The sequence below is a fragment of the Galbibacter sp. BG1 genome (assembly GCF_013391805.1).
Classification (GTDB): domain Bacteria; phylum Bacteroidota; class Bacteroidia; order Flavobacteriales; family Flavobacteriaceae; genus Galbibacter.
In genome coordinates this window covers 1,479,628-1,506,026 of record NZ_CP058364.1, presented here as the reverse complement: position 1 = coordinate 1,506,026, position 26,399 = coordinate 1,479,628, and the positions used below count along the sequence as shown (strand labels likewise).

The 26,399-nt window shown below is 36.8% G+C and carries 29 protein-coding genes; 15 read left to right on the top strand and 14 right to left on the bottom strand.

What is annotated here, in order from left to right:
• Positions 1-4 precede the first annotated feature (4 nt).
• The 9 genes from HX109_RS06690 to HX109_RS06650 form a co-directional block, all read right to left on the bottom strand.
• On the bottom strand, positions 5-1,384 hold the full coding sequence (locus tag HX109_RS06690) for a RagB/SusD family nutrient uptake outer membrane protein (protein WP_178950464.1): 1,380 nt from the start codon (positions 1,382-1,384) through the stop codon (positions 5-7).
• 10 nt (positions 1,385-1,394) lie between these two features.
• Positions 1,395-4,658, bottom strand: a complete 3,264-nt coding sequence (locus tag HX109_RS06685; RefSeq protein WP_178950462.1) for a SusC/RagA family TonB-linked outer membrane protein — start codon at positions 4,656-4,658, stop codon at positions 1,395-1,397.
• A gap of 44 nt (positions 4,659-4,702) precedes the next feature.
• Complete coding sequence (locus HX109_RS06680) at positions 4,703-5,662, bottom strand: FecR family protein (RefSeq protein WP_178950460.1); 960 nt, start codon at positions 5,660-5,662, stop codon at positions 4,703-4,705.
• Between the two features lie 178 nt (positions 5,663-5,840).
• Positions 5,841-6,386 carry an RNA polymerase sigma-70 factor gene (locus tag HX109_RS06675; protein ID WP_178950458.1) on the bottom strand — a complete coding sequence of 182 codons (546 nt, stop codon included), beginning with the start codon at positions 6,384-6,386 and terminating at the stop codon, positions 5,841-5,843.
• 87 nt (positions 6,387-6,473) lie between these two features.
• A complete protein-coding gene (locus HX109_RS06670; protein ID WP_178950456.1) occupies positions 6,474-6,923 on the bottom strand; it encodes a GNAT family N-acetyltransferase in 450 nt (149 codons plus the stop codon).
• A complete protein-coding gene (locus HX109_RS06665) occupies positions 6,910-7,566 on the bottom strand; it encodes an HD domain-containing protein (protein ID WP_178950454.1) in 657 nt (218 codons plus the stop codon). Before HX109_RS06665 ends, HX109_RS06670 begins: the two co-directional genes overlap by 14 nt.
• Positions 7,567-7,568: 2 nt before the next feature.
• Positions 7,569-8,303, bottom strand: a complete 735-nt coding sequence (locus tag HX109_RS06660) for a lysophospholipid acyltransferase family protein (RefSeq protein WP_178950452.1) — start codon at positions 8,301-8,303, stop codon at positions 7,569-7,571.
• A 20-nt stretch (positions 8,304-8,323) separates the two neighbouring features.
• Positions 8,324-8,755, bottom strand: a complete 432-nt coding sequence (locus HX109_RS06655) for a low molecular weight phosphatase family protein (RefSeq protein ID WP_178950450.1) — start codon at positions 8,753-8,755, stop codon at positions 8,324-8,326.
• Between the two features lie 128 nt (positions 8,756-8,883).
• A complete protein-coding gene (locus HX109_RS06650; RefSeq protein WP_178950448.1) occupies positions 8,884-9,294 on the bottom strand; it encodes a BrxA/BrxB family bacilliredoxin in 411 nt (136 codons plus the stop codon).
• Between the two features lie 38 nt (positions 9,295-9,332).
• Here HX109_RS06650 and HX109_RS06645 point away from each other — a divergent pair, with 38 nt between their 5' ends.
• The 8 genes from HX109_RS06645 (at position 9,333) to HX109_RS06610 (ending at position 14,464) form a co-directional block, all read left to right on the top strand.
• Positions 9,333-9,482, top strand: a complete 150-nt coding sequence (locus HX109_RS06645; protein WP_178950446.1) for a hypothetical protein — start codon at positions 9,333-9,335, stop codon at positions 9,480-9,482.
• Between the two features lie 54 nt (positions 9,483-9,536).
• Positions 9,537-10,265, top strand: coding sequence for a TerB family tellurite resistance protein (locus tag HX109_RS06640; RefSeq protein WP_178950444.1), 729 nt, complete (start codon positions 9,537-9,539; stop codon positions 10,263-10,265).
• Positions 10,266-10,534: 269 nt separating this feature from the next.
• Positions 10,535-10,786: a hypothetical protein gene (locus tag HX109_RS06635; RefSeq protein ID WP_178950442.1), complete on the top strand. Its 252-nt coding sequence runs from the start codon at positions 10,535-10,537 to the stop codon at positions 10,784-10,786.
• Positions 10,787-10,969: 183 nt separating this feature from the next.
• Entirely contained in the window at positions 10,970-11,557 is a 588-nt protein-coding gene (locus HX109_RS06630) for a HupE/UreJ family protein (protein WP_178950440.1), read from the top strand.
• Between the two features lie 191 nt (positions 11,558-11,748).
• On the top strand, positions 11,749-12,183 hold the full coding sequence (locus HX109_RS06625) for a deoxycytidylate deaminase (RefSeq protein ID WP_178950438.1): 435 nt from the start codon (positions 11,749-11,751) through the stop codon (positions 12,181-12,183).
• Positions 12,184-13,803 (top strand): S41 family peptidase, encoded by a 1,620-nt coding sequence (locus tag HX109_RS06620; RefSeq protein ID WP_178950436.1) that lies wholly within the window; start codon positions 12,184-12,186, stop codon positions 13,801-13,803.
• A 75-nt stretch (positions 13,804-13,878) separates the two neighbouring features.
• Complete coding sequence (locus HX109_RS06615) at positions 13,879-14,214, top strand: nucleotidyltransferase family protein (protein ID WP_178950434.1); 336 nt, start codon at positions 13,879-13,881, stop codon at positions 14,212-14,214.
• Positions 14,183-14,464 (top strand): DUF86 domain-containing protein, encoded by a 282-nt coding sequence (locus HX109_RS06610; RefSeq protein WP_255462801.1) that lies wholly within the window; start codon positions 14,183-14,185, stop codon positions 14,462-14,464. The genes HX109_RS06615 and HX109_RS06610 overlap by 32 nt, the downstream gene beginning before the upstream one ends.
• Positions 14,465-14,514: 50 nt before the next feature.
• Here HX109_RS06610 and HX109_RS06605 read toward each other — a convergent pair whose 3' ends face one another.
• From HX109_RS06605 to HX109_RS06585, 5 genes are all read right to left on the bottom strand, one after another.
• Positions 14,515-15,066 (bottom strand): CopD family protein, encoded by a 552-nt coding sequence (locus HX109_RS06605; RefSeq protein ID WP_178950432.1) that lies wholly within the window; start codon positions 15,064-15,066, stop codon positions 14,515-14,517.
• 20 nt (positions 15,067-15,086) lie between these two features.
• Positions 15,087-16,454, bottom strand: a complete 1,368-nt coding sequence (locus HX109_RS06600; RefSeq protein ID WP_178950430.1) for an MATE family efflux transporter — start codon at positions 16,452-16,454, stop codon at positions 15,087-15,089.
• A 3-nt stretch (positions 16,455-16,457) separates the two neighbouring features.
• Complete coding sequence (gene hemH, locus HX109_RS06595) at positions 16,458-17,486, bottom strand: ferrochelatase (RefSeq protein ID WP_178950428.1); 1,029 nt, start codon at positions 17,484-17,486, stop codon at positions 16,458-16,460.
• Between the two features lie 96 nt (positions 17,487-17,582).
• Positions 17,583-18,365 (bottom strand): ThuA domain-containing protein, encoded by a 783-nt coding sequence (locus tag HX109_RS06590; protein ID WP_178950426.1) that lies wholly within the window; start codon positions 18,363-18,365, stop codon positions 17,583-17,585.
• 34 nt (positions 18,366-18,399) lie between these two features.
• Positions 18,400-19,257 (bottom strand): AraC family transcriptional regulator, encoded by an 858-nt coding sequence (locus tag HX109_RS06585; RefSeq protein ID WP_178950424.1) that lies wholly within the window; start codon positions 19,255-19,257, stop codon positions 18,400-18,402.
• A 236-nt stretch (positions 19,258-19,493) separates the two neighbouring features.
• Between HX109_RS06585 and hemA the strand changes: the two genes are divergently transcribed.
• From hemA to HX109_RS16400, 7 genes are read left to right on the top strand one after another with little or no spacing between them, the layout of a single operon-like run.
• Positions 19,494-20,747 (top strand): glutamyl-tRNA reductase, encoded by a 1,254-nt coding sequence (gene hemA, locus HX109_RS06580; RefSeq protein ID WP_178950422.1) that lies wholly within the window; start codon positions 19,494-19,496, stop codon positions 20,745-20,747.
• On the top strand, positions 20,744-21,670 hold the full coding sequence (hemC, locus tag HX109_RS06575; RefSeq protein WP_178950420.1) for a hydroxymethylbilane synthase: 927 nt from the start codon (positions 20,744-20,746) through the stop codon (positions 21,668-21,670). The genes hemA and hemC overlap by 4 nt, the downstream gene beginning before the upstream one ends.
• Positions 21,667-23,409 (top strand): TrkH family potassium uptake protein, encoded by a 1,743-nt coding sequence (locus HX109_RS06570; RefSeq protein ID WP_178950418.1) that lies wholly within the window; start codon positions 21,667-21,669, stop codon positions 23,407-23,409. The genes hemC and HX109_RS06570 overlap by 4 nt, the downstream gene beginning before the upstream one ends.
• Positions 23,410-23,468: 59 nt before the next feature.
• Positions 23,469-24,161: a potassium channel family protein gene (locus tag HX109_RS06565; protein WP_178950416.1), complete on the top strand. Its 693-nt coding sequence runs from the start codon at positions 23,469-23,471 to the stop codon at positions 24,159-24,161.
• A 9-nt stretch (positions 24,162-24,170) separates the two neighbouring features.
• On the top strand, positions 24,171-24,815 hold the full coding sequence (locus HX109_RS06560; protein WP_178950415.1) for a uroporphyrinogen-III synthase: 645 nt from the start codon (positions 24,171-24,173) through the stop codon (positions 24,813-24,815).
• Between the two features lie 46 nt (positions 24,816-24,861).
• Positions 24,862-25,890: a uroporphyrinogen decarboxylase gene (hemE, locus tag HX109_RS06555; RefSeq protein ID WP_178950413.1), complete on the top strand. Its 1,029-nt coding sequence runs from the start codon at positions 24,862-24,864 to the stop codon at positions 25,888-25,890.
• Positions 25,891-26,394, top strand: a complete 504-nt coding sequence (locus tag HX109_RS16400) for a DUF6973 domain-containing protein (protein ID WP_410504049.1) — start codon at positions 25,891-25,893, stop codon at positions 26,392-26,394.
• Positions 26,395-26,399 lie beyond the last annotated feature (5 nt).

Genomic DNA, 26,399 nt, shown 5'->3' with positions numbered 1-26,399 from the left:
TTTATTAATAATTTGGATTTTGAACTAAAAGTTCGTTTCTGTCAATCTCCTCCTGTGGCAGTGGAAATAAAAGTTGATAGGGTTGAATAGTAATTCCCTTGGCCTGTTGTATCGCATTATTAGCAACATTAAATCCTTTTCTTTTTAGATCAAACCATCTGTGCCCTTCGAAAGCCAACTCTATCCTTCTTTCTTCAAAAATCGCAGCATCTACAACACTCTGGGAAGTACTTCCTGTATAATCTCCAAGTCCTGCTCTGTTTCTAATTTGATTTAGCAAAGCGATAGCTCCATTGGTATCCCCTGTTTGGTTTAAAGCCTCAGCCCTCATCAATAACACATCGGCATACCGTAAAATAACATTGTTGTCTGAGGAAGCAAAAGCTGTTCCATTTCTCCATTTGTACAAGTATAACGTACCATTCCTATCGGCAATAGATGTGGCTTTACGCACATCGTTGGAAGAAAAAATTGCTTCGCTATTTGGAGTAGGGGTGTTGAACTTTAAAAAATCGAATGAGGCTTCGGGTGTAGGCAATACCAATTCTGGGAACACATTGCCTTCTGCCCCTCCAGCGTATTGAACTGCAAAAATAACCTCAGCGTTATTCTGGTTCTCCTGATTAAACAAATTTTCGAAAACCGGCAGTAAAGAATATCCACGTGTCATTGCTCGGCCAGTCCATATTACAGTTTCAGGATAGTTCTGAAGCGTTAAATATACCTTTGCCAACAAACTTTCCGCTGCTCCAACAGTGGCTCTTCCCTTGGCTTGGTTTTTACCATCGAGGAAACCAGCGGATAGTTTTAAATCCTTTATAATCTGTTGATAGACTTCTGTTTCTGTATTTCTGGGAACTTTAATGTCGTCGGGGGCTAAACTAGTTGTTTCTTCAATAACCAACGGTACGCCGCCATACAATCTAACCAAATTAAAATAGTGCAGGCCTCTTAAAAAATGGGCTTCCCCGAGTAAGGCTTCTTTTTTACCATCTTCAAAAAGGGAGGGATCCATGTTGGTAATTCTATCAATTGCCGTATTGGCGCGAGAAATAGCCGTATAAATTTGTCGCCAAGATCGTGTAACCGTTCCGTTTGTAGGAAACGTTTTAAAGTTGTCTATGGCAAAGTTATCTGGATTATCCCCACCGGCAAAACAATTATCTGAACGAACATCTCCAAAAACATACATATCGAACCCATAATAAGAGTCGGGTTGCAATGCGTCGTATGCTCCTGCAATACCAGCTTCGGCATCGGCTTGTAATTGCCAAAAGTTTCCGGACGAGATTTCTGAAACCGGTTTTTTATCCAAAAAATCATCGGAGCATGAACTAAGGGTCAAAATTAAAAAAGCGAATACTATGTTGATAGAATTTTTCATCTTAATCATTTTAAAATTTTAGGTTAATTCCAGCTAAATACGTCTTTACCTGAGGATATGTTCCATAATCTATATTAGAAGATATCACACTTCCGCCATCCCTACTCACTTCGGGATCGTAACCCGAATAGTCTGTCCACGTATATAGATTTCTTCCTTGGGCGTAAATTTTTATACTTGCCATTTTTAGTTTTTCAGAAATGGAAGATGGAAGTGTATATCCTAAGGTTAGTTCCCTCAGTTTTACGAAAGAACCATCTTCTACCCAGCGTGTTGATGCTCGACCGTTCTGATCGGGATCCCCGAAAACTGCCTTAGGAATAGTGGTATCTGTATTTGTAGGTGTCCACCTATCCAAGACCGCTATACTTTGATTCTTATAGGTTGCCATATTCTCCAACTCAAAACGGGTGGCGTTATAAATATCTTGACCTTCCACCCCTTGGAAAAAGGCGGTGAGCTCCAATCCCTTATAATTGAAGACAGAGGTTACTCCCCAGTTAAATTCGGGAAGAGCATTTCCAATTATTTGTCGGTCATCATCGTTTATGGTACCGTTTTCGTCAAGATCTTTAAATATTACGTTTCCTGTTTGCGAGTCCACTCCTTCGGCAACCCATCCGTAAAAGTTACCTACCGGCTCTCCTTCTTGGATAATAGCAACGTTCCCTTGATCGTTTACGAACCCTCCAAAAAGAATTTCGCCATTTAGATCGGTTACCTCATTTGTGTTTTTGGTATAATTTGCGGTTATATCCCAAGTGAAATCTTCCGTGGAAACCGGGGTAAGGTTTAAGCCAAGCTCTACCCCTTTATTTATCATGGTGCCAATATTTTGTCTTGCTCCTCCAAAACCAGTGGTAGCTGGTAATTGTGCCAAAACAAGCATGTCGAATGTTTCCTTATGGTAGAAATCGGCTGTAAGTCCAACGCGATTCTTGAAGAACCCTAAATCCAATCCTAAGTTATGTTGATTGGTAGATTCCCATTTTAAATTATTGTTTTGAACCTGTTGCGGAAAAACCCCGGGAACTATATTTTCATCCAATACATAATTGGCATTAACACCATAGATTCCATACCAATCGTAATTACCAATAAACTGATTCCCTGTAACTCCGTAACCATATCTAATCTTGAGATTACTCAGCCATTTTATATCTTTTAGGGCATCTTCTTCAGAAATAATCCATGCTGCAGAAAATGATGGGAATAAAGCATACCGGTTTCCTGGCCCAAATCGGGAAGATCCATCGCGTCTTACCGAGGCAGAAATTAAATATTTACCATAAAAGCTAAGGTTTGTTCTTAAAAAGTATGAATTATTTGTCCATTCAGAAACAGAAGCTCCAATATCTATTGGGTTAGAAGCTCCATCGGCCGTGGTAACCGAGCTATTGGCAAAGCCTCGTCCCAATAAATACGTAGATTCAAATCTCGAACTCTGCGCAGAGGTTCCAAAAAGAAGATCTATGGCCACGTCTTCTATGGGTTCAAATTTATAATTTAATGTATTCTCCCAAAGCCATACAGTTTCAGAAAAGGTCTCAGACTGGGCTTCTCCCTCTGTAGCGCGGCCATTTCCCGTTGTGAACGGATCTGTGAAACGGTTGAAGTTAGAATCATTATAATCCACCCCAAAAGAAGTACGTAAGGAAAGTCCGAAATCAAACTCATACTCTCCGTAGAGATTCACGATTGCTTTGGTCGTTTTATATTCCCTGCTCTCTCCCCTAATAATTGCGATAGGATTGTCTAGCGCTTGATAAGGGTTTTGTGGGTATGTGCCATCGTCATTCTGTATTGGTAACGTGGGTGGCGTTTGTAAAGCACCGAGCACCACTCCTCCTTGGTTTACTCTTTGATTGTCGTTTATTACATTAAAATTTGTACGCGATAAAGCAATACTATTTCCTACCTTTAATTTGTTAAAGACTTGCCTGTCCTGATTAAATCGAACTGAATACCTTTTAAAACCAGTTGTTTCAACAGTTCCTTCTTCTTCTTGATATCCTGCTGAAAGGTAATAATTCCCTTTCTCTGAGCTTCCCGAAAATGACAGCTGATAATTTTGTAAGGTCGCCGGCGCGTATAATTCCTTCTGCCAATCTGTATTATTTTGAAAATTGAATGGGTCTGTAATAGTTGCCTGTCCTGCATTTACCAAAGCGGTATTCACATAATCTATATATTGCTCAGAATTTAGAACATCCAGCGTTTTTATAATTCTATCTTGACCTAAATAAGAAGAAAAACTAATGGAAGATTTATTTCCTTCCCCTCTTTTTGTGGTGATGAGCACCACCCCATTAGAAGCCCTTGCTCCATATATAGAGGCTGCTGAGGCATCTTTTAAAATAGATATCGACTCGATATCGTATGGGTTTAAAGCTTCTGTATTATTTACCTGAACACCATCTATAACATAAAGGGGGTCATTACTGGCAGATAAGGAATTAGCTCCACGAATACGTACCGAAACCCCTGACCCAGGACTTCCTGACGATTCTATAACTTGCACTCCAGCCACCTTACCATTCAATGCTCTTTCGGCGTTAGCAAAAGGCTTATCTTCTATAATATCTTTACCCTTTAATTGTGCTACAGCCGTGGTAAGGTCTTTCTTCGTTGAAGTTCCGTACCCAACAACTACGACCTCATCTAGATCATTTACATTTTCCTGTAAGACCACATCAATTATGGTTTGCTGGTTAACCATTACTTCTTGGGTTTCGAACCCTAAAAAAGAAAAAACCAAAATATCATCTGCAGAAGCGCTTATCACATAGTTCCCCTCGAAATCTGAAACGACACCTGTGTTGGACCCCTTAATAATTACATTCACTCCAGGTAACGGACCTTGGCTGTCTTTAACCGTTCCTCGAACCGTTTCTTGAAAGTCTTTTTGCGGTCTTTTTGCGGTTTTGTCCTTCAGTGCTACGGAAATGTTATAGCCAGAAATCATATACTTTAAGGAGGCATTTTCCGCTATAAAATCTAACGCAGATTTTAAACTTATTTTTTGTTTATTGATGGTGATTCTCTCATTCACTTTAGCAACTTCCCCAGAATATACAAAGGTGAAATCAGTCTGACTTTCAATCTCCTTAAAGACTTCAACAATGGTCTTTTCTGATAATGATAAATTTAAATACGTATTATCCAGGCTCTGGGAATATCTCACATTTCCTGCGATACTACTGCAAGTAAAAAGAAGTAAAAATAGTGGTAGTTGACCCTGCTTAAAAATTTTCTTTAATAGAAGAGTGTTCATACATTATTAGTTTAGAATATTAGTTAATGATGTTGGTGATGATTTTAATTACTCTCACAAGCTTTACCGCTTAGCTTAAGGACTCCATCTTTAAATTGATAGTTGATTTCATGAATAAAACTGATACTTTCAAGCAAGCCTTCCAAGTCTTCACCGGAATACTTACCGTTAATGGTACAAGTAGTATTTACTGGAGAGGTTATGTTAACTTTAATATCAAATCTTCTTTCCAAGATTAAAGCCACATCCTGAAGGTTTGATTCATTGAAAACCACTTCTCCATTTCTCCAAGCTTCATAATCTTTAGCGGCGACAAGGCTTTTTGTAAACTGATTGCTTTTTAAATCCAGTACTGCTTTTTCGTTGGGCAACAGGTCTACATTCATACTTTCATTTGCCGTGTTAGAAACCCTCACTTTACCTGTGGAAACAACAACTTGAGGTTGATCTGGATTAAAAGTGTTAACGTTAAAGCTAGTTCCGAGCACTCGTGTTTTTATATTTTCAGTAGATACTATAAATGGCTTATTAGGATTTTTGGTAATTTGAAAAAATGCCTCCCCTTCCAAAGTAACTTCACGGGATCCTTCATTTTCAAAATTTTGCGGATATGATAAGGCACTTCCTGAATTTAAGAAAACAACCGATGAGTCTCCCAAAACTAATTTGAGTTGATCCCCATATGCTGCTTTAGCCGTAAGATATTTTGTTTCTGTGGAATTTTGAAAAACAAAATAAGCCAATGTAGATATCCCAATTAACATAGCAATTGCTGCCGCCACCCTGAAAAACTTAAAGGTAGTAGTTCTTTTCTCTGCTATATTTTTGTTGATATTTTTATAAATGCGGTTTTTAAGACCTAAATTATGCTTAACGTCCTCCGGCGAAATTCCATCTTCCTGAAGATTTTGAAAATAATCGTCAATAATTTTTTTTTCTTCTGAAGTGCATTTGTCATTGTAGTAGCGGTCTAACAAATCATCAAAATCCTGATTACGGCTCATAAAGTCTCATTTATAAGCTAAGTACAGAAATTCATAAAAACACCTACCCTAATATTACTTTTAACATTTTTTTAACTTTTCCGCCATTAATCATTAAAATCAATACCAAAGAAAAAAAAGTCTGACTTGAAACTGTCTTAATTCTATTACAGCTAATTTAAAGAAGAGCTTTGAATTCCTATCGCAAGAAGAAAAAAACAATTAAAAAGTATACAAAGTATGAAACGGAAGTTCGTAAAAGTCGAAGTGCCTTATTTATATGATTCTCTACGGTACTGGTAGTAATACCCAATTCTGAAGCAATTTCTTTGTTCGACTTTTGCTCCAATTTACTTAACCTGAAAACCATTTGGCATTTCTCTGGCAATAAATCTATCTGTCGAAGTACTTCTGAAAGCATTTTTTGTCTTTCTAATGCCAGTAAAGATTCGTCTACTTCTGATTGATGCGAGAAGATTTCGCCCAAACCAAACATACTGGTAAAACGAGATTGTTTTTTAAGCTGCTTTGCGCATTGATATTTAACAGCTTGAAATAAATATGCCTTATGATTGGATATTTCAAGCTCTTCCCCACGCCTCCATAAATCTGTAAATACATCTTGTACACAGTCTTCTGCTAATTGAGGATCTTTCAAAATATTAAAAGCGTACGCATACAGTCTATGCCAATAGCTGTTAAAAAGATTATCAAATTCTTTTATTTCAAGTTTTTGAGAGCTCACATTAATAATAAAGTGACGTTAATTTTACGAATATATAAAATCATAAAATATTTTATGAGAAAAAAATAAATAATCTTTCTTATATAATTATTTTATTTTTTTCTCAAACAACACCTTCAATCCGTTTTTAGAATTTTCCACACCTACAATATCGAACCCGTTTTTTAAATTGAATTGCATCATAGGTTTAAACTTATTGGTAGACTTGGTACGTAGAGTTTTATAACCAGCCTTCGCTACATATTCTTCTTGCAGCATTTGTAATTTTTTGGCAATGCCTTTTCGGCGCCATTCTGGTTTTACCCCACCCACCCAGCTGTAAAATATCTCTGGGCTCATTTCATAACCTATTTTAAAAGCTATTAATTCATCTTCCACCGAAACCAAAAGAGCAAATAAATTTTTAGATGTGTTAAGCCTATTTACGAACGAATCTTTTTGATAATCGTTAAAAACCGACTTATAGAGCTCCAGCAAAGAGGAAACTTCATCTGGCGACAACGCATCTTTTATAATTGAATAACTAGGCTCTTCCATTTATTTCATCATAAAATTGCTGTAAAAAGCCTTCCATATATTCATGCCTCTTTTCGGCTAATTTCTTACCCGATTTTGTATTCATTCTTTCCTTCAGAAGCAATAGTTTCTCGTAGAAATGATTAATAGTGGGCGAATCGTTTTTCTTGTATTGTTCCTTACTCATATTCATATTGGGCTCAATATCGGGATCGTACAATTTTCGGTTCTTAAAACCTCCGTAGTTAAAACAACGCGCAATCCCAATTGCGCCAATAGCATCCAATCGATCGGCATCTTGAACAATATCCAATTCGATGGATTTAAACTTTTGTTTAAAATTGCCTCCCTTAAATGAAATGTTTTCGATGATTTTGACTACGTGATCGATCACTTTTTCATCTATTTGAATACTCACTAGAAATTCCTTCGCCATTTTCGGGCCAACAGTTTCATCCCCATCATAGAACTTTGCATCGGCGATATCGTGTAGCAAAGCACCCAAGCCAACCACCAAAGGATCTGCTTTTTTCTCATCCTTAGCAATTAAAAGCGAGTTTTTAAAAACACGTTGAATATGAAACCAATCGTGACCACCTTCGGCATTTTGTAATATTTCTTTTACGAAGGCGATGGTTTGCTCGATAGCATCCGTATTACTCATTTTTATGCTTTTATATTGCTACTTATTATAGTTTCCAATTTTTCAATCAATTCCTCTGCTGGATAATCCCTAGCCCCAAGAGGTTCATGCACATCGAAGGTTATATGCGTACCTATACCCATAGGGAATTTACCGTAGCGTAATGTTTTCCACGAATTGTTGATGGAAATAGGCACTACTTGGGCATTGGGCATTTTTTTTAATAGAATTTTGAGTCCGCCTGTTTGGAAACGTTTTGGTTTTCCGTCCCTGCTCCGTGTACCTTCGGGAAAAATAACAATGGATCTATTGTTTTTATTGGCATAATCGGCAATGTTCAATATTTCCTTAAAGGCCTGTTCTTTATCCTTTCGGTCGATTAGCGCCGAACCGCCATGTCTTAAATTGTATGAAATACTTGGTATCCCCCGCCCCAATTCTTTTTTACTGATAAATTTCGGGTGATGCTTTCGCATGTGCCAGATTATAGGCGAAATATCGTACATACTTTGGTGATTGGCCACTATTATACACGGTTTATCGGTAGGGATGTTATGAGGATTCCGGAAGGTTATCCAATCGCCAAGCAATAGAAGGGAGTAGGCCAAAAAGAAATTAAGTATATCCACACTTTTTTTATGTGCTTGATAGCCAAACACGTTAAAACATATCCATTGTATAGGATGAAAAATAACCAATAGTAGTCCGAATACCAAAAAATAGACTACTGTAAAAGGGTATGCTAGTATTTTTCTCATCTTAATTTTTCAAAAATAAATTACTTTTTTAATTGGTTGACAAGGGCGTAAACCTTCGCTTCTAGTTTTGGTAAAACCAGATCTGGTTTTTCAATATAATCGTCTGCAAAAGACCAATATTCAATTCTATTTTCCTCCACCGGGAAAAACTCCTGCATCAATTTTCGGTGTTCCACTTCGTCCATTGCAATAATACGATCGTAATAACTAAAATCGTCTTTAGAAACAGGAATAGGCATTCTTAACCGGGATGGCAGCTCGATGTTCTTATCCCTTAAATAATTATTTGTGTACAAAGAAAGCGGCCCTTTATTCCTCTTGGACAATCGTAAACCTTTAGAAAAAGATTGGAAAGGCAATTCTTCTTTTTCAGCCAAATAATTAAAGAGCAGTTCTGCAAACCTGCTTCGGTAATAATTCCCAGTGCAAAGAAATAATATTCGCTCTTTCAAAAATCTCTATTTAGTTTTTATATAATTTTCAATTATTAGGCGGGGTTGTTCTCCTTCAGCAAAAATAAAAAAACCACGTATAAACGTGGTCTTTTGCCTTTAAAATTGATGTCACAATTCTTTATTTCTTAACAATGCTCGTTGTAAGCTTCTGTAAGGTTATCTGCAATAATTTCTGCAGGACGCCCTTCGATATGATGTCTTTCTAACATATGCACCAATTCGCCATCTTTAAACAACGCCATACATGGGGAAGATGGAGGAAATGGCAACATATATTCCCTTGCTTTATCGGTAGCCTCCTTATCGAAACCTGCAAAAACCGTAAATAAGTTATCTGGAGTTTTTGCATTCTTCAAACTCATTTTTGCACCTGGTCTTGCATTGGCAGCTGCACAACCACAAACGGAATTTACAACTACTAGTGTAGTTCCCTTTTTCTCCATGGCCGCATCTACCTCTGCAGTTGTATGTAATTCTTGAAAACCTGCAACAACGAGGTCTTCTTTCATCGGCTTCACTAATTCTGCTGGATACATAATCGCTATATTTTTAAATTTCTATTTCAGTTAAATAAATGAGTCGCAAAGATAAAGAAAAACATACACTTAACAGCCTAGGAACTGAAAAGGAACGCTATCCTCTGCTCTTTTTTGGAAAAGCCAAAGCAATAACCTATTTCCTTTTCAGCAAAAACCAAATAAAACTTATATTTGATCCGAATTAAAATTTTATGATGCATAAAGCATTTAAAAATTACTTCTTATTTTAAAAACACACTATGTTTAAATGGATATTGGCATTTGCGGGATACTATTTTATGAGATTTCCAGGTGCCATTTTAGGCTTTATTTTAGGGAGTGCCATCGACAGTTTTAGAAAAGGAGGCATCGATGTAAGCACCACATTTAACAACCGCAATGAAGTTTCCCCTGCCGATTTTGAGCTGAACCTTTTATCCTTATGCTCTATTGTAATTAAAGCCGACGGAAAAGTTAACGACAACGAACTTCAATATGTGCGGGCCTATTTTGTTTCTACCTACGGAAAAGACAAAGCGAATGCCATATTTCGAACCTTTAATGAGGTAGTGAAAAAACGTGAGGTCTCTGCAGAACGTATTTGTAATTACCTCAATACCCGAACTAGATATGAAACGCGCTTGCAATTACTTCATTTTCTCTTCGGAATTGCGAACGCCGATGGTGCCGTAACAGAGGCCGAAACTTTAAAAATACGTGAAATCGCCGGCTACATGAGTGTAAATTATCGTGATTTCGAAAGTATCATGGCCATGTTTGTAAAATCAGCAGACAATGCTTACAAAATCCTTGAAGTAAACAAGGAAGCCAGTAATGCCGATGTAAAAACGGCGTATAGGCAAATGGTAAAGAAATACCATCCCGATAAGGTGCGCTCTAATGATGAAGCCATTAAAAAAGGTGCGGAAGAGAAATTTAAAGAAGTACAACGGGCCTACGAGCAGATTCAAAAAGAACGGGGGATGTAATTGAAAATAAAATGGAGACAAAACTTGTACCCCTTATATTATCTAATAAAGTAGATCTTACACTTAGTTCTACCAGGATAATAGCACTAAGAATTTTGGCTGTGCTTTCTCTTTTCCTAATTTATTTTTCTCAATTTTTAGATAAATCGTCGGTGCCATATCAGTCAATTAATAGTGTTGAAGGAATTACAATCACTCTTTATCTGCTATCAATATCAGCAATTATATTTACCTGCTTTACTTCATCTCTCAAGTTTAAAGGAAATATCATGTACTTAGAAAATGTTTTTGGAGTGAAAAAATATCAGCTCGAAGAATTAAAAAGTGCTAGCGACTTTAATCTGTTGTTCCGAAATGGTGGTGGAATTGCTAAATACACCAAAATAATAACTAAAAAAAAGGGTAATAAAGAATTTCATTTCGTTTTGAACAAATCCGATCTTCACAATTCCATTAATAGTCTTTCTAAACTTTTAATGGTATTGAAAAAGGTAAAGAGAGAAATGGAGACCACATTGTAGTTAACCACTCAATATTCTTCAACCTTGAGAATTTTAAAATGCTTTTGTTGAAGTTAAAATCACCTTTGATTTAGATTAAACAACAGTCATAAAAAATCAATGCTTCAGAAAAAAAATAAGTAAATGAATCCCTTTTTTACAAAAAATTGTAAGTTTGAAGCAATCCTTTAATCGTTATTTTTTATGGATCAATTTTGGTTCTACTTTAAGCTTGGCCTCGATCATGTATTAGATATTAATGCCTACGATCACGTACTTTTTTTTATTGCACTTACCGTGCCTTACACTTTTGCCAATTGGAAGAAAATCTTGTGGCTGGTAACCATGTTTACCCTTGGGCACACCGTTTCTTTAATACTGGCAACCTATGGCGTAGTGAGCGTACGATCCAGTTTGGTAGAATGCCTTATCCCCATCACCATATTTATAACAGCTGTTTTTAACATATTTACAGCCGGAAAGGGTGCTAAAAACGAAAAATTCGGACTTACATTTTTCACGACTCTATTTTTTGGTCTTATTCATGGGCTTGGTTTTTCCACCTATTTTAAACAAATAGTGGCCAGTTCTTCCAATAAAATCATTCCCTTATTAGAATTTGCTTTAGGTATTGAGGCTTCCCAAATTATTGTAGTCCTAATCGTTTTAATACTCGGTTTTTTAATTCAGTCGGTTTTCAGGTTCAATAAAAGGGATTGGATTATGGTTACTTCTTCTATCGTGGTAGGTTTTGTAATCCCAATGCTAATTGACTCATGTGCATTTAATTAGATTAAAATTAACGCGAATCGTTTTGTAATTAAAAACCAAAGCCGTTATCTTCGTTACCTATAGCAATACGCTTGGTGTATTGCTTTTTTTAAATCAAAAAAATTGTTAAGTAATGCTGCTTTCACCCGACCAATAAAGTAGCATTCCTCAAAGATCTTTATGAAGTTAAAGATTATTATAGCTTAAAACTTATGGCTGGCAAAAAGCAAGCGAGATACGATCGCGCATATTTACGTATGGCCCAAGAATGGGGAAAGTTATCCCATTGCAAAAGAAAACAAGTTGGCGCAATTATTGTAAAAGATAGAATGATCATTTCTGATGGCTATAATGGTACGCCAACCGGTTTTGAGAACAAATGCGAGGACGAAGATAATATTACCAAATGGTATGTGCTTCATGCGGAAGCCAATGCCATTCTAAAAGTAGCTTCTTCCACCCAATCTTGTCACGGAGCCACCCTTTATATTACGCTTTCACCCTGTAAGGAATGTAGCAAGCTGGTGCATCAAGCGGGGATAAAAAGAGTAGTTTACAGCAGGGCTTACAAAGATGGGGAAGGTTTGCAATTTTTAGCCAAGGCTGGCGTTGAATTAGTCCATATGGAAAATCTAGAAGAAGAATAAATGCTGAAGAACAAAACATATTTATTGCCTTTATTATTAGCTGTCGCTTTGGCCGCTGGTATTTTTATAGGCGGAAAATTAAACTTTAACGATACTCCCGAGAAGCTCTTTTCCACTAATTCCAAAAAAGACAAACTCAACAGGCTTATCGATTATATCGACTACGAATATGTAGACGATGTAAATACCGATAGTATTGTAGATGTTACCGTAAATAATATTTTAGATAAACTAGACCCACATTCGGTTTATATTCCAAAAGCACAACAAGCTAAAGTTGCCGAGAATATGAAAGGAGACTTTGTAGGAGTTGGCATTAGCTTTTACATGTACAGGGATTCGCTGGCTGTAATTAGGCCCATTGAAGGAGGCCCAAGTATAAAAGCGGGCATAAAAGCGGGAGACCGCATTCTTACGGCTAATTTGGATACCCTCTACGGCCGCAACCTTACAAGTCAAGAAGTGGTAAACACGCTAAAAGGAGACAACAAAACAAAACTCAAACTCAGCGTTTATAGACCTTCGGAAGACAAAATTTTGGAATTCAATATTAAACGTGCAGAAGTTCCCTTAAAAAGCGTGGATGCCTTCTATATGCTCGGTGATAATTTTGGATACATTAAAATCAACAGGTTTGCTGAAAGTACGTACCGAGAGTTTAAAACAGCTTTGGAAACACTTCAGAAAAAAGGAATGACCAAATTGGCGTTGGATCTTAGAAATAATCCTGGTGGTTATCTAGGCATTGCCGAACAAATTGCCGATGAATTTTTAGAGGACGATAAACTTATTTTATTTACTAAAAATAAAAGCGGTGCCATCGACAAAGCCTTTGCCAGCAGTAAAGGAGATTTCGAAGATGGGGAAATATACGTTCTTATCAATGAAAAGTCCGCTTCGGCAAGCGAAATTGTAGCAGGCGCCATACAGGATAACGACCGTGGAACAATTATAGGGAGAAGGTCTTTTGGAAAAGGCTTAGTACAACGGGAAATGAGCTTGGGCGATGGCTCTTCAGTAAGGCTTACCGTTTCACGCTACTACACCCCTACTGGACGATCGATACAGAGATCCTACGAAAATGGCACCAAAGATTACTACAATCAATTTTACAAAAGATACGAAAATGGAGAACTCTTTTCGGCCGACAGTATAAAGGTAGCCGATTCCCTTATTTTTAGAACCCCAAAAGGAAAAATCGTATATGGCGGCGGTGGTATTATCCCAGACGTATTTGTACCGCTGGAAAGTTCTCAAGAAGCCGCTTGGGTTAATACCTTATTACAATCTGGATTTATGTCCTTCTTCAGTTTCGAGTACCTCGACAATCACCGCACTAAATTTGCAGCTATTTCTGAAGAAGATTTCATTGAAAACATCGAAGTAGACGATGAAACGGTAGATTCTTTTATTTATTATGCTGAAGACAGAGGATTAAAAATCGATTTGAATCCGTACCGCGAAAACCTTAAACTTCATATAAAATCTACTTTTGCAGAGCAGCTGTATGGAAACAATGCCCAACAGGAAATTCTAAAGCTAAACGACCCCATGCTAGAAGCCCTAATTCATGTGGATGATGTCGATACTATTGAAGATTTCGTTTCAGAAGAAGAATAGATTTTTCAGTTAAATAGCTATACCCATGTAACTTGGTATCGTTTTTTTAAAGGTAAAAAGCCTTATCTTAGCGTTATGAACCTTAAAGAATCCATACATAACAGATTATCCGACTTCTTGACAATATGTAAATCCCATAATGTCCGAAATCTCTATGCGTTTGGATCTTCTGTCACTGATGATTTTCATGAAAACACCAGCGATATAGATTTGTTAATAGAAATAGATAATGAAGATCCTTTGGAGCGAGGAGAATCTTTAATGCGAATTTGGGATATCTTCGAGGAATTCTTTCTACGGAAAGTAGACCTTTTAACCAACTCATCTATTAAAAATCCGATTCTTAAGAAGAATATCGAATCAACGAAAGTCTTAATCTATGACGGAAAAGAGCAAAAAATATCTTTCTGACATCTTGATGGCGATAGATTTAATTGAAAGATTCACCACTGATATTGAAAGTTTCAGTGACTATGAAAAGGATTTGAAAACTCAAAGTGCTGTAGAAAGACAACTAGGCATCATTGGAGAAGCTTTAAATCAATTAAAAAAGTACGATCCGCAAATAAATATTAAGAATGACCAACAAATTAATGGTTTTAGAAATAGACTAATTCACGCTTACGACAGTATTGATAACTCTATATTTGGACTGTTATAAAACGTTATCTGCATGGCTTAAAACAAGAGGTTCAAGCCCTAGAAAACTAATTACACCTCTGGATTTTTATCCCGAATGCTTTTGTACAATTTAATGCCCAGCATTAATAAAACTGCCAATACAAAAATCCCGATAACCCCAAAAATCCAATTAATGCTATTTTTTAAAACAACTAAAAACACTACAGAAAATAGTATAATGGTAGCACCTTCGTTCCAAATACGCATGTAACGGGAGGAATATTTTACCTCATCACGCTGTAATTCTTTAAAAATGACATGCGTTTTAAGGTGATAGATTATCAATAGCAATACAAAAAGCAGTTTTACATGCATCCAACCTTGCTGCAACCATTCTGGCATTATCACCAATAACCATATGGCAAATAAAATGGCCAGAATTGCCGAGGGCCACGTTATTATAAACCAAAGTCTTTTGGCCATCAGCTTTAACTGTTTTCCTAAAATCTCTTTTTCCGGAGAAGGTTTATGGAAAGCCTCTATTTGATAAACGAACAATCGTGGAATATAAAATAGACCTGCAAACCAGGTGATTACAAAAATAAGATGTAAAGATTTTATATAATTATAATATTCAGCCATTGGTTTACAAAGTATATCCGTTAAACTTTTGCACTTGCTGTATCGGTCACCATTAAATTCTTCCTAATCTCCCTATTTAAAAAATAACCAGTTACGATGGTGGAAAGCACATCTGCAATTGGAAAGGAGATCCAAACCCCCAATTCGCCATAAAATTTAGGCAAAATTAAAATAAGGGGTATAAAAAAGAAACCTTGCCTACTTAAAGTAAGAAGTAAGGCCGGGATTGCTTTTCCGATCGCTTGAAAATAGGCCGACCCTATTAATTGAATTACAACTATGGGAGTTGCTGCAAAAACCCATCTCATGGCGCCTGGAGTTTCATTGAGTACTTCTGAATCTTGAGTAAAGATGCCAGTAATCTGCTCTGGAAACAGCATGATGAGTAAAAAAATTAAAAATCCGAGTAAAATGGCATACTTAATTGCTGTATTTATAGATTCCCTAACGCGTTCGTATAATTCCGCTCCATAATTGTATCCCGCAATTGGCAAAAAGCCTTGAGTAATCCCTAATACAGGAAAAAGGGCAAACATAAGCATGCGACCGATGATAGCATAAACCGTTACCGAGGAAGCACCGCCGAGTTCGAATAAAATATTATTAAGGAATAAATAGGTGATGCTCACCACCGCCTGTCTTGCCAAGGTAACCCCGCCCAAGGAGGCAATTTCTGAAACTATGGGAATGTTTAAACCAAAATGAGACCATTCTATTTTTAATTCCGACTTTTTTGAAAGGAAAAACCATAAAATATATATAAAACAACACAGATAAGAACCGGTAGTTGCCCACGCTGCACCCAGCATTCCAAAATCCAAAAGGTTGATAAATATATAATCGAAGATTAAGTTTCCTACAGAAGGAATAATCATGGCGATCATAGCGAATTTAGGTTTCCCTTCTGCCCTAATTACCGTATTCCCCATCATGCAAAGAGCCAAAAAAGGAACTCCATAAAGCACCACTTTATAATAAATCTTTGCAGGCTCGAAAATAGGGCCTTTCCCACCAAAACTAGGAATAATTGAGTCCACAAATATTAATCCTACCGCCACTAAAACAGAAGTAAGCAATATGGTAAGTGTTATTTGGTTCCCAAAAGTTTTAAGCGCTTTAAATCGGTCGTCAGCTCCCAGCGCCCTTGAAATTATGGAGGACCCTCCAATACCAATGGACATACCGAGCGCGGCTATAAAAAAAGAAACCGGCAATACCACATTAATAGCACCAATAGCAACCGAACCAATCCAGTTACCAACAAAAATGGTATCTACCAAAATATTTAAGGACATTACCAAAATACCAATGGAGGCTGGAACCGCTTGTTTTACCAAAAGTTTACCAATAGAGGCTGTCCCTAGTTCTTTCGAAGATACGTTTGCCATATTTTATTTTTCTACAGGATTTAACGCCCATTCATCAATCCATCTGGAAAGTACCTTAACCCAAGCCTCATCGTCATTAAGGCACGGTACTAAATGGAACTCTTCTCCTCCATTCTCTTTAAATTCATGTTGTGCTTCCATCCCTATTTCTTCAAGGGTTTCAAGGCAATCGGAAACAAAAGCGGGGGTTACAACTGCCAATTTCTTCGTACCCTCTTCAGCATATTTATTTATTGTTTTATCGGTGAAAGGCTGCAACCAGGGATCGATCCCCAAGCGGGATTGAAAAGAAGTACTGTACATACCCTCTTTTAATCCCAGATAAGCTGCCACTTGTTTGGTAGTCTCGTAACATTGATGCCTATAGCAAAACTGATGCGCCGGTGAGGGTGTTTTACAGCACTGACCATCTATTTTACAATGGGACTTAGTGATGTCGGACTTTTTAATGTGCCGCTCTGGAACCCCGTGGTAAGAGAATAGCAAATGCTCCCATTCCTTGTTTTGCAAATGTTCCTGAATAGATTCGGAGAGTACCCGAATATAATCTGGATGATTATAAAATGCCGGAACATTGGTAAATTGCATTTCAGGGAAATACTTTTGTCGAAGTTCTTCAGCCAATACCAAAATAGTTTCTGTAGTGGCCATGGCAAACTGTGGATATAAAGGAATAAGCAACACCTCTTTTACGCCTTCTTTTTTTAAAGCCTCCAGTCCGCTTTTTATGGATGGATTTCCGTATCGCATAGCAAGGGCAACAGGAACACCGGTGAGCCCATCTACTTTATGTTGTAATTTTTCTGAAAGAACTATTAACGGAGAGCCTTCTTCCCACCAAATTTTTTCATAAGCGGCGGCCGACTTTTTAGGTCTGGTATTTAAAATAATCCCCTTCACAATGAATGTTCGAAGCCATAAAGGCAAGTCGATCACTCTTTCATCCATTAAAAACTCTTCTAAATAACGCTTTACGTCTTTTGGATCTGTAGAATCTGGGGAGCCCAAATTCACCAATAAAACTCCTTTCATGTATTCGTTTTTATTTTGACAAAACTACCGTTTTGAAACTAGAAAATTTCTATTTTTAATCTAAAGCTTTCTATTCTGAAATAGAAAAATTTGATGTTATTCCCTACCCAAGCAATAAAAAATACCTCCTAATACGTGCTCTACAAACAAAGGCTCTGAAAACGATTCTTCGGTATGCCCACCACCAGTGTAAAAAGCACGGCCACCATTATACTCATGATACCAGGCTATTGGGTGGTACCCTCCATTCTCCCCGCCTTCGTAACTGGTTTCATCCAGCTCCAGTAATACATTGATTTCTGGATTGATATCTTTAAAATTATACCACTCGTCGGTTCGGTTCCAGGTATCGGGTAACATTTTTGTGGATATATGTTCTTTATCTATACGTTTTATATCTGCATTTCTAACATTAGGGTTCCCAGGATGGTTTAAAAAATATGCCCCAACCAGTTTTCCGTACCAAGGCCACTCATACTCGGTATCGGAAGCTGCGTGTATCCCCATAAAACTTCCCCCATTTTGTATGTAATCTTCAAAAGCCTTTTCCTGCTCTTCACCCAATACATCCATGGTTGTAGAGAGGAATAAAACCAAATCGTACTTTTTTAAGTTCTCGGTATTAAATTGCAACGAATCTTCTGTTTGGGTAACATTAAAATCGTTTTCTGATCCTAATTTTTTAATAAGTGCTACCCCCGTTTCAATGGATTTATGTCTAAATCCAGCTGTTTTGGTAAAAACCAAGACATTATCGGCCGCGGTACTGGTACTATCAACTTCTTCGATTGCTTCTTCTGGGTCTTGACCATCTTCCTTTTTGGTGTCGTTGCAAGCTATAGCCGACAAAAAGATTACAGATAAAAAAAAGTGTTTCATTGATTTGAATATTTAATATTGATTATGGTTATGATTAATTATTTAGAGACATTATATACTTTTTAGGCGTTGTGCTGTATTTCTTTTTAAAGGCGGCAATAAAATGACTGGCGGTGCTGTAGCCAACTTTTAAACCAACTTCATTTACATTTAAATCGCCTGTTTCCAGCATTTTTCTAGCATATTCCATTTTATAGTCAAACAAAAAACTATAAACAGAGTCGCCATAGACTTGCTTAAAGCCTTCTTTCAATTTTTTTAGATTCAACCCAATTTCGTCCGAAAGTTCCTGCAGGGAAGGAGGTTCAGACATTCGGGCAATTACAATATCCTTCGCCCGGCGTATACGCCTAACGTTGTCTTCATCTATTAAAAATGGACATTGTTCTATATCTGCATCTTCAGGTTTGTTAAAATAAAGCCCCAACAACTCGTAAACTTTTCCCTTTAAATACAAAGCCTTTATAGATTGGTGCAGGTTGTAATTCATCATTTGGCTGAGCACGACCGACATGGTTGGGGTTATCGAGGTGGTATTGTAATATTTTTTATCGATGTTTTCTTCATTTAAAAAATGAATGTAATTGGCTTCCGAAGAAAATAAAGAATGAAATTTTTTTATAGGTATCAATACCGATATTAACCACGTTTTAGAGTTTACCTCTAAGTTTATAGGAAGGTCCCGTTGAGGATTGTATAAAAGCAATGCGTCTTCTTCTTTAATATCCAAGGCGTAATTACCTTGATTAAAATGAAAAATGGAACTTCCCTTTAAACAAAAATGAAATTGAATAAAACTACTATCTATTTGCTTGCTAAAATGCTGAATATCATTCGTTTCATTCTGTATTTTCAAAAGAGTAAATCCGTCTTCAATTACAATTTCTTCCATGGCACTTACAGCGTTATTTTTTTTAAGCTCAAATTGAATTATTCTGATTGATATTATTTAGAACAGTTCTAAACAATTAGCTTCGAAATAGGCTATTTTGCTTCAAAAATAAGGTATTTTACTGAATTATAACCGAATCGGATTCTTATTTTCCTAAAGCGACATAAAAAGTTCTTCAAGCGTTATTTTTTTAATCCTTTTCAAATTAATTTTGTGCCGACTTCAGAAAAAACTGAATGGAAGCTTATAATATATCAAAACATAGTTCTTTTTACGCAACTGGAATAAGTTACAAAAAAGCCGATGCCGCATTAAGAGGAAAATTTAGTTTGGATGAAACGGCAAAAAATGCGCTGTTAGACCAAGCTAAGTCCGCTGGCATTGACGGTATTTTGGTTACCTCTACTTGCAATAGAACAGAGATTTACGGTTTTGCTCAACACCCATTTCAATTAATACAATTGCTGTGCGGAAACTCTAATGGTACGGTAGAAGAATTTCAAGAAATTGGATACGTTTATAAAAATAATAATTCTATTTCCCATCTTTTTCGAGTGGGTACGGGTCTAGACAGTCAAATTCTCGGTGATTTTGAAATTATTAGTCAGATTAAGCAAAGCTTTTATATTTCCAAAGAAAAAGGGCTTGCCAATCATTTTATAGAGCGTTTGTGCAACAGCGTTATACAAGCCAGCAAACGTATTAAAAATGAAACTGAAATTTCTTCGGGCGCCACTTCTGTAGCTTTTGCCTCGGTACAATACATCTTGGCAAAAGTTCCAAATATTTCAGAAAAGAACATTTTACTTTTTGGTACCGGAAAAATAGGAAGGAATACTTGTGAAAATTTGGTGAAACACACCAAAAATGATCATATTGTCTTAATTAATAGAACAAAAGACAAAGCTGAAAAAGTAGCTGGTAAATTCAACCTTAAAGTTAAGGAATATAGCGACCTACAAGAAGAAATAAGAAAAACCGATGTGCTTATTGTAGCTACCGGAGCACAAAAGCCTACAATTTCCAAAGAGTTAATACATACCTCAAAGGAGCTGTTGATTTTGGACTTATCCATTCCGCAAAATGTGGACTTGAATGTAGAGGAACATAAAAATGTCACCTTGGTTCATTTAGATCAACTCTCCAAAATAACAGACGATACGCTTAAAAGAAGGGAACTTTTTATCCCCAAAGCAGAGCTTATTATAGCAGAGGTGGAAACCGATTTTAAGCATTGGTTGGAAACACGAAAATTTGCTCCTACCATTAAAGCGCTTAAAAAGAAGTTGAGGACCATGAAAGATGCCGAGATTGACTTTCAGCGTAAAAAGATTGATGATTTTAACGATGAGCAGGCAGAAATAATAAGCAACCGTATTATTCAAAAAATAACGACGCACTTCGCCAATCATTTAAAAGGAAACTCCAACACCTCCGACGAGAGTATTGAACTAATCAAAAAAGTGTTTCAATTAGAAACTTCAAAATGAATAAAGTAATACGTATTGGAACTCGCGATAGTGAATTAGCGCTATGGCAAGCTAACCATGTTAAAGATCTTCTGGAAAAAAATGGTTATGAAACGGTAATAGTACCTGTAAAGTCCGATGGTGACCTGGTTTTAGACAAGCCTTTACACGAATTGGGGATTACTGGGGTTTTTACAAAAACGTTAGATGTGGCCATGCATAATGGAACCGTTGATATTGCTGTTCATAGTATGAAAGACGTGCCAACCCAACTGCCTAAAAATATTGTAAAAGCGGCAGTATTGCCGCGTGCAAACCCTTTAGATCTATTTTTGCACAAGGAAAAAGTGGTAGACCTAAACAAGCTCCCAGAAAAAGCAACCATTGCTACGGGTAGTTTACGCCGTAAAGCACAATGGCTTAGCAAATTCCCAAAAAATAAAGTGGTAGACCTTCGTGGCAATGTAAATACACGATTGGAGAAATTAAAAAACAATGAATGGGAAGGGGCTGTTTTTGCCGCTGCTGGTTTAGAGCGAATTAACCTAAAACCTAAAAACCACACTGTTCTGGATTGGATGATTCCCGCCCCCGCACAAGGCGCCATGCTGGTAGTGGCAATGGTTAACGATACCTTTACCCGCAAAGCCCTTGAAAAATTAAACCACTACGAAACAGATATTTGCACTACCATAGAAAGGGAATTTTTAAGTACCTTAGAGGGTGGCTGTACAGCACCTATTGGAGCTCTTGCTAGTATAGATGTTGATTATTTATATTTTACCGGTGGGCTTTTCTCCCTCGATGGAAAACAAAAAGTTACCGTAGAAAAAAAAGTTCTCATAGAAAATTGCGATGGTTTGGGAGTTTTATGTGCAAAGGAAATTTTAAATAGTGGAGGTAAGGAAATAATGAATAAACTAAGAAAAGAGTTGAGCTTGTGAGTAAAGTAAGTCCACAAAGACTATTTTTTTTAATTATTGACTTTATCGTCATTAGTTTTCTCATTTTCGACTTTGGCTTCTTTATGTATGAAAAGTTTAGAACCCATAAACTCATCATCATATCCATCCTTATTGTTATTCTTTTAGCTACCAACATCTATCGATATCTTGTTCATAAAGATAGAACCCGAAAAATCCTTAGTCTCACCTATGCTACCATTTTTGGCGCAGTCATTCTACTGAGTTTTTTTCTTTACATATTTGCCTCAGAACAAGCGCTAGAAGCTTATCTCATTAAAATAAAACCTTTTATAGAAGGTGCTTTGTTATTATACCTCGTTATGCGCCTTAGCATTTTAATGAGGTATTTGTACAGCGTCTACTTCAATCCGGCTATCCTATTTGTGGGAAGTTTTTTTATTTTTGACCTGCTGGGTGCATTCTTGCTCATGCTTCCTAAAGCAACTACCGTTGGGGATATTGCTTTTATCGATGCATTTTTTACCTCCACAAGTGCGGTTTGTGTTACAGGATTGGCTGTATTGGACACCTCTACGGATTTTACTGTTTTTGGGCAGGGCGTTATCCTTTTTTTAATTCAATTAGGCGGACTGGGGATTTTAACCTTTACCTCCTTTTTTGCCTATTTTTTTAAAGGCGGCTCTTCTTTTAAAGAAACTCTCTACGTTAAAGATTATGTGGCTTCAGAAACACTTAAAGATGCCTTAAAATTCGCAATGAATATTGTTTTATTCACCTTTTCTTTGGAAGCCGTGGGAGCTATTTTTATTTACCTTTCTATTGAAGACCTCAGCAAAATAGAACACCCTATTTTTTTTAGTGTTTTCCATTCGATATCGGCATTTTGCAACGCTGGATTTTCTAATATTGGAGATGGACTCTTTAACGAAAACCTTCGGTTTGACTATCCTTTTCAATGGGTAATTATGTTACTTGTTATTGTTGGAGGTTTAGGCTATAATATTATTTTCAATTTTTACAATTACGTCAAAATTTATATTCTAAACCTTTTCAACAAAGAACATAAGAAATATTTGGTGAGGTTGCTTACACTGAATTCCAAAATTGTAATGGCCACCACCGTGATTCTTTTAGTGGCCGGATTTGCGTTCTTCTATTTTTCTGAAGGGAACAATACCCTAAGCGAGCACCAAACAGTATTTGGAAAAGTAACCGCAACCGCATTTCAATCGGTAACCCCAAGAACTGCAGGGTTCAATACTATCGATTACTCTAATCTTACAATGCCCTCCTTGCTTTTTGTTATTCTGTTAATGTGGATAGGTGGTTCTCCGGGATCTACCGCTGGGGGTATAAAAACCTCTACGTTTGCCCTGGCAACCTTAAACATTTTCAACATCGCACGCAATAGAAGGCGTATAGAAATTGGCACTAGAAGTATTAGCAATGCCACGCTTAACAGGGCATTTGCCATTGTATCCATTTCATTGATCACCATAGGGATTGCTATCTTGCTATTATTGTTTTTTGAACCGGGAAGAGATTTAATCTCCATCGCTTTTGAAGCTTTTTCGGCTTACAGCACCGTAGGTTTGAGCCTCAATGTAACTCCGTATTTAAGTTATCCAAGCAAAATTGTTATTGCAGTTGTAATGTTCATAGGAAGAATAGGCATGCTCAATATCCTTATTGGGGTATTACGGCAAATGAACAATCAGTTTTACGAATATCCTAAAGAAAACATATTAATTAACTAATTTTGAATCAACAGCATACACCAAACAATTAAGGTTCGTATATAAACACGTTTAAGCAAATGAAAATTATCGTTTTTGGTTTAGGGAATTTTGGGAGTTCGTTGGCTTTAAAGTTAACCGAATCGGGCAACGAAGTTATAGGAGTAGATCTAAAGATGGAAAAAGTAAATCTATTGAAAGATAAGATTGCACATACCATTTGCCTGGATGCCACCAACGAGTTGGCTTACGACACCCTGCCAATGAAAGATGCCAATATTGCAATTGTTGCGATTGGCGAAAATGAAGGCGCGGCCATTATTACCACGGCCATTTTAAAGGATAAAACGGAAGCAAAAATTATTAGTCGTTCTCTATCCCCTGTGCACGATACCGTTTTAAAAGCCATGGGAATTACCAATATAATCCATCCCGAACAGGAAGCAGCTGCCAACCTTACCGGAAAGATTAATTTAAAAAATGTACTCGACAACTTCAATCTAGACGACGAATATTCTATTTCCGAAGTTCAAGCGAACGAATCTTTTCAAGGCAAATCCCTACACGAATTGGATTTTCGTAAAAAATACAATCTGAATGTTGTAACCATTATTCGTCCCTGTGAAAAACGAAATTTTTTAGGAAATAAATTGAAGAAAAAAGAAGTGATTGGATTGCCCGATAACAATACAAAAATTCAGAAAAATGATCAGTTGATTGTTTTTGGAAAAAACGAAGATATTGCCAATTTTGGTGAAGCAATGACTAAATGAACCTGATAAATGATAGAAATATTAAGCACCAAAAAATTAACTCCCGACCAAAAAAAACTATTGCAAACCGCCGATATTAATTGTATTGACGAGAATTTTATTGAAATAAAGCCTATTACGTTTGAAAGTTCAGTAGAAATAGAGAACGCTATTTTTACTAGTAAAAATGCTGTTAAATCTATTCTTGATCATAATATTACGATTAAAAATTGCTTTTGTGTTGGCGACAAAACCGAAGCACTTTTAAAAGAAAACGGCTTTTCGGTAGTAGAAAAAGCATACCAAGCCAAAGCATTGGCAGAACGTATTGTGGAAAACCACTCAGATAAAGATTTCACACTTTTTTGTGGCAATATTAGACGTGAAGAATTGCCTAAATTGTTGGGAAAAAATCAAATTAAACTTGAAGAAATTGAGGTTTATAAAACTAAACTAACTTCCAAAAACATGATCCGCACTTTCGACGGGGTTCTTTTTTTTAGCCCCAGTGCAGTGGAGAGCTATGCTCAAAGAAATTTGTTTGAAGACACTACCGTTTTTTGCTTGGGTAAAACCACAGAAGCCGCCGCTAGAAAACACACCAACAATATAATAACCGCCAACAGAACAACTGTCGAAAACGTTTTGGTACAGGTAATAAAACATTTTAAATAAATATCCGGCAAGGTTACTTATTGACCTTTTTGGAAAACACAAAATCATGATAAAGAACGATTTATTTTTAAAAGCATTAAAAGGAGAAACTGTAAACCGCCCTCCGGTATGGATGATGCGTCAAGCAGGGAGGTATCTGCCAGAATTTATGGCCCTAAAAGAAAAGTATGATTTCTTTACACGTTGCCGCACTCCAGAATTGGCAGCTGAAATTACGGTACAACCCATACGTATTGTAAAACCAGATGCAGCCATACTGTTTTCAGATATTTTGGTAATTCCGCAAGCGATGAACATCGAGGTGGAGATGAAACCTGGTGTTGGGCCTTGGTTACCCAATCCAATCCGCACCGCGAAAGATGTGGAACAAGTAGTTGTCCCAGAAATAAATGAAGAACTGGGCTATGTGATGGATGCCATAAAGCTCACCAAAGAAATGTTGAACGATGAAGTTCCGCTTATTGGTTTTGCAGGCTCCCCATGGACCATTCTTTGTTATGCAGTTGAAGGAAAAGGCTCTAAAAGTTTTGATACAGCCAAAGGTTTTTGTTTTTCCCAACCCGAAGCGGCACACGCCCTACTCCAAAAAATAACCGATACCACCATCCTTTATTTAAAGGAAAAAGTAAAAAATGGGGTTAACGCCGTTCAGATATTCGATTCTTGGGGAGGCATGCTCTCGCCAGTGGATTATCAAGAATTTTCTTGGAAATATATCAATCAAATAATAGAAGCTTTAGCACCAGAAACAGAAGTTATTGTTTTTGGTAAGGGATGCTGGTTTGCCCTCGGAGATATGGCCAAAAGTAAAGCTTCAGCTTTGGGAGTAGATTGGACGTGCTCCCCAAAAAATGCACGTTATCTAACGGGCGGAAATATTACCCTTCAAGGAAATTTCGATCCTTCCCGATTGCTCTCTCCCATACCAACAATCAAAAAGATGGTTCACCAGATGATTGATGAATTTGGTAAAGATAAATATGTGGTGAATTTGGGTCATGGTATTTTACCGCATATTCCTGTAGATCACGCCAAGGCGTTTATAGAAGCGGTTAAGGAATACGAAACAAAATAGATGAATATTGGTGGCCTTTTAAAGTCGCTTTCAATTAGTCAGCTTTTCAAGTTATCACTGATTGTGTTATCAAAGCCAATACTTTTTTATTGCTTTACCCAGGCCACCCGAAGATGTATCTCCATTAGCACAATGTATTTTGGGGATGCTCACAATAAGAACAATGTTGCGAATGCATTTAGACACGCCTTATGGAATATGTTAATTATAGCATATTGCTTAAAAGCAGGTAAAACATTTAAAAATAGTTGTAACTGGGCGAAATACATAACCGATTGGCATGAAAAGGCTTTTAAAAATTCTGAATTAGCTGAAGCCATGGATTTACACAACAATGCTGTTGGCAGAGCTATTATGAAGGAAGAATTTCAGCATAAAAAGCTTACTTCAATAGAGAAGGTGGTTATCTTGCTTTTAAAGGAAGTAAAAAAGGCAAAATATATCGAAAGAATAAACGATTTAAAATCAGCTGAAAAGAGTTTGGTTTTTATTGAATATATATAACTTAA

What these genes read in the sequence shown, in the direction of transcription:
- HX109_RS06585 (WP_178950424.1), bottom strand. Translation starts at nt 19,257, where the DNA reads ATGGAAGAAATTGTAATTGAAGACGGATTTACTCTTTTGAAAATACAG.
- hemE (WP_178950413.1), top strand. Translation starts at nt 24,862, where the DNA reads ATGATAAAGAACGATTTATTTTTAAAAGCATTAAAAGGAGAAACTGTA.
- HX109_RS06650 (WP_178950448.1), bottom strand. Translation starts at nt 9,294, where the DNA reads ATGTATCCAGCAGAATTAGTGAAGCCGATGAAAGAAGACCTCGTTGTT.
- HX109_RS06685 (WP_178950462.1), bottom strand. Translation starts at nt 4,658, where the DNA reads ATGAACACTCTTCTATTAAAGAAAATTTTTAAGCAGGGTCAACTACCA.
- HX109_RS06620 (WP_178950436.1), top strand. Translation starts at nt 12,184, where the DNA reads ATGCTGAAGAACAAAACATATTTATTGCCTTTATTATTAGCTGTCGCT.
- HX109_RS06600 (WP_178950430.1), bottom strand. Translation starts at nt 16,454, where the DNA reads ATGGCAAACGTATCTTCGAAAGAACTAGGGACAGCCTCTATTGGTAAA.
- HX109_RS06680 (WP_178950460.1), bottom strand. Translation starts at nt 5,662, where the DNA reads ATGAGCCGTAATCAGGATTTTGATGATTTGTTAGACCGCTACTACAAT.
- HX109_RS06605 (WP_178950432.1), bottom strand. Translation starts at nt 15,066, where the DNA reads ATGGCTGAATATTATAATTATATAAAATCTTTACATCTTATTTTTGTA.
- HX109_RS06590 (WP_178950426.1), bottom strand. Translation starts at nt 18,365, where the DNA reads ATGAAACACTTTTTTTTATCTGTAATCTTTTTGTCGGCTATAGCTTGC.
- hemC (WP_178950420.1), top strand. Translation starts at nt 20,744, where the DNA reads ATGAATAAAGTAATACGTATTGGAACTCGCGATAGTGAATTAGCGCTA.
- HX109_RS06625 (WP_178950438.1), top strand. Translation starts at nt 11,749, where the DNA reads ATGGCTGGCAAAAAGCAAGCGAGATACGATCGCGCATATTTACGTATG.
- HX109_RS06670 (WP_178950456.1), bottom strand. Translation starts at nt 6,923, where the DNA reads ATGGAAGAGCCTAGTTATTCAATTATAAAAGATGCGTTGTCGCCAGAT.
- hemA (WP_178950422.1), top strand. Translation starts at nt 19,494, where the DNA reads ATGGAAGCTTATAATATATCAAAACATAGTTCTTTTTACGCAACTGGA.
- HX109_RS06690 (WP_178950464.1), bottom strand. Translation starts at nt 1,384, where the DNA reads ATGAAAAATTCTATCAACATAGTATTCGCTTTTTTAATTTTGACCCTT.
- HX109_RS06645 (WP_178950446.1), top strand. Translation starts at nt 9,333, where the DNA reads ATGAGTCGCAAAGATAAAGAAAAACATACACTTAACAGCCTAGGAACT.
- HX109_RS06565 (WP_178950416.1), top strand. Translation starts at nt 23,469, where the DNA reads ATGAAAATTATCGTTTTTGGTTTAGGGAATTTTGGGAGTTCGTTGGCT.
- HX109_RS06610 (WP_255462801.1), top strand. Translation starts at nt 14,183, where the DNA reads ATGACGGAAAAGAGCAAAAAATATCTTTCTGACATCTTGATGGCGATA.
- HX109_RS06635 (WP_178950442.1), top strand. Translation starts at nt 10,535, where the DNA reads ATGTACTTAGAAAATGTTTTTGGAGTGAAAAAATATCAGCTCGAAGAA.
- HX109_RS16400 (WP_410504049.1), top strand. Translation starts at nt 25,891, where the DNA reads ATGAATATTGGTGGCCTTTTAAAGTCGCTTTCAATTAGTCAGCTTTTC.
- hemH (WP_178950428.1), bottom strand. Translation starts at nt 17,486, where the DNA reads ATGAAAGGAGTTTTATTGGTGAATTTGGGCTCCCCAGATTCTACAGAT.
- HX109_RS06615 (WP_178950434.1), top strand. Translation starts at nt 13,879, where the DNA reads ATGAACCTTAAAGAATCCATACATAACAGATTATCCGACTTCTTGACA.
- HX109_RS06665 (WP_178950454.1), bottom strand. Translation starts at nt 7,566, where the DNA reads ATGAGTAATACGGATGCTATCGAGCAAACCATCGCCTTCGTAAAAGAA.
- HX109_RS06630 (WP_178950440.1), top strand. Translation starts at nt 10,970, where the DNA reads ATGGATCAATTTTGGTTCTACTTTAAGCTTGGCCTCGATCATGTATTA.
- HX109_RS06660 (WP_178950452.1), bottom strand. Translation starts at nt 8,303, where the DNA reads ATGAGAAAAATACTAGCATACCCTTTTACAGTAGTCTATTTTTTGGTA.
- HX109_RS06640 (WP_178950444.1), top strand. Translation starts at nt 9,537, where the DNA reads ATGTTTAAATGGATATTGGCATTTGCGGGATACTATTTTATGAGATTT.
- HX109_RS06560 (WP_178950415.1), top strand. Translation starts at nt 24,171, where the DNA reads ATGATAGAAATATTAAGCACCAAAAAATTAACTCCCGACCAAAAAAAA.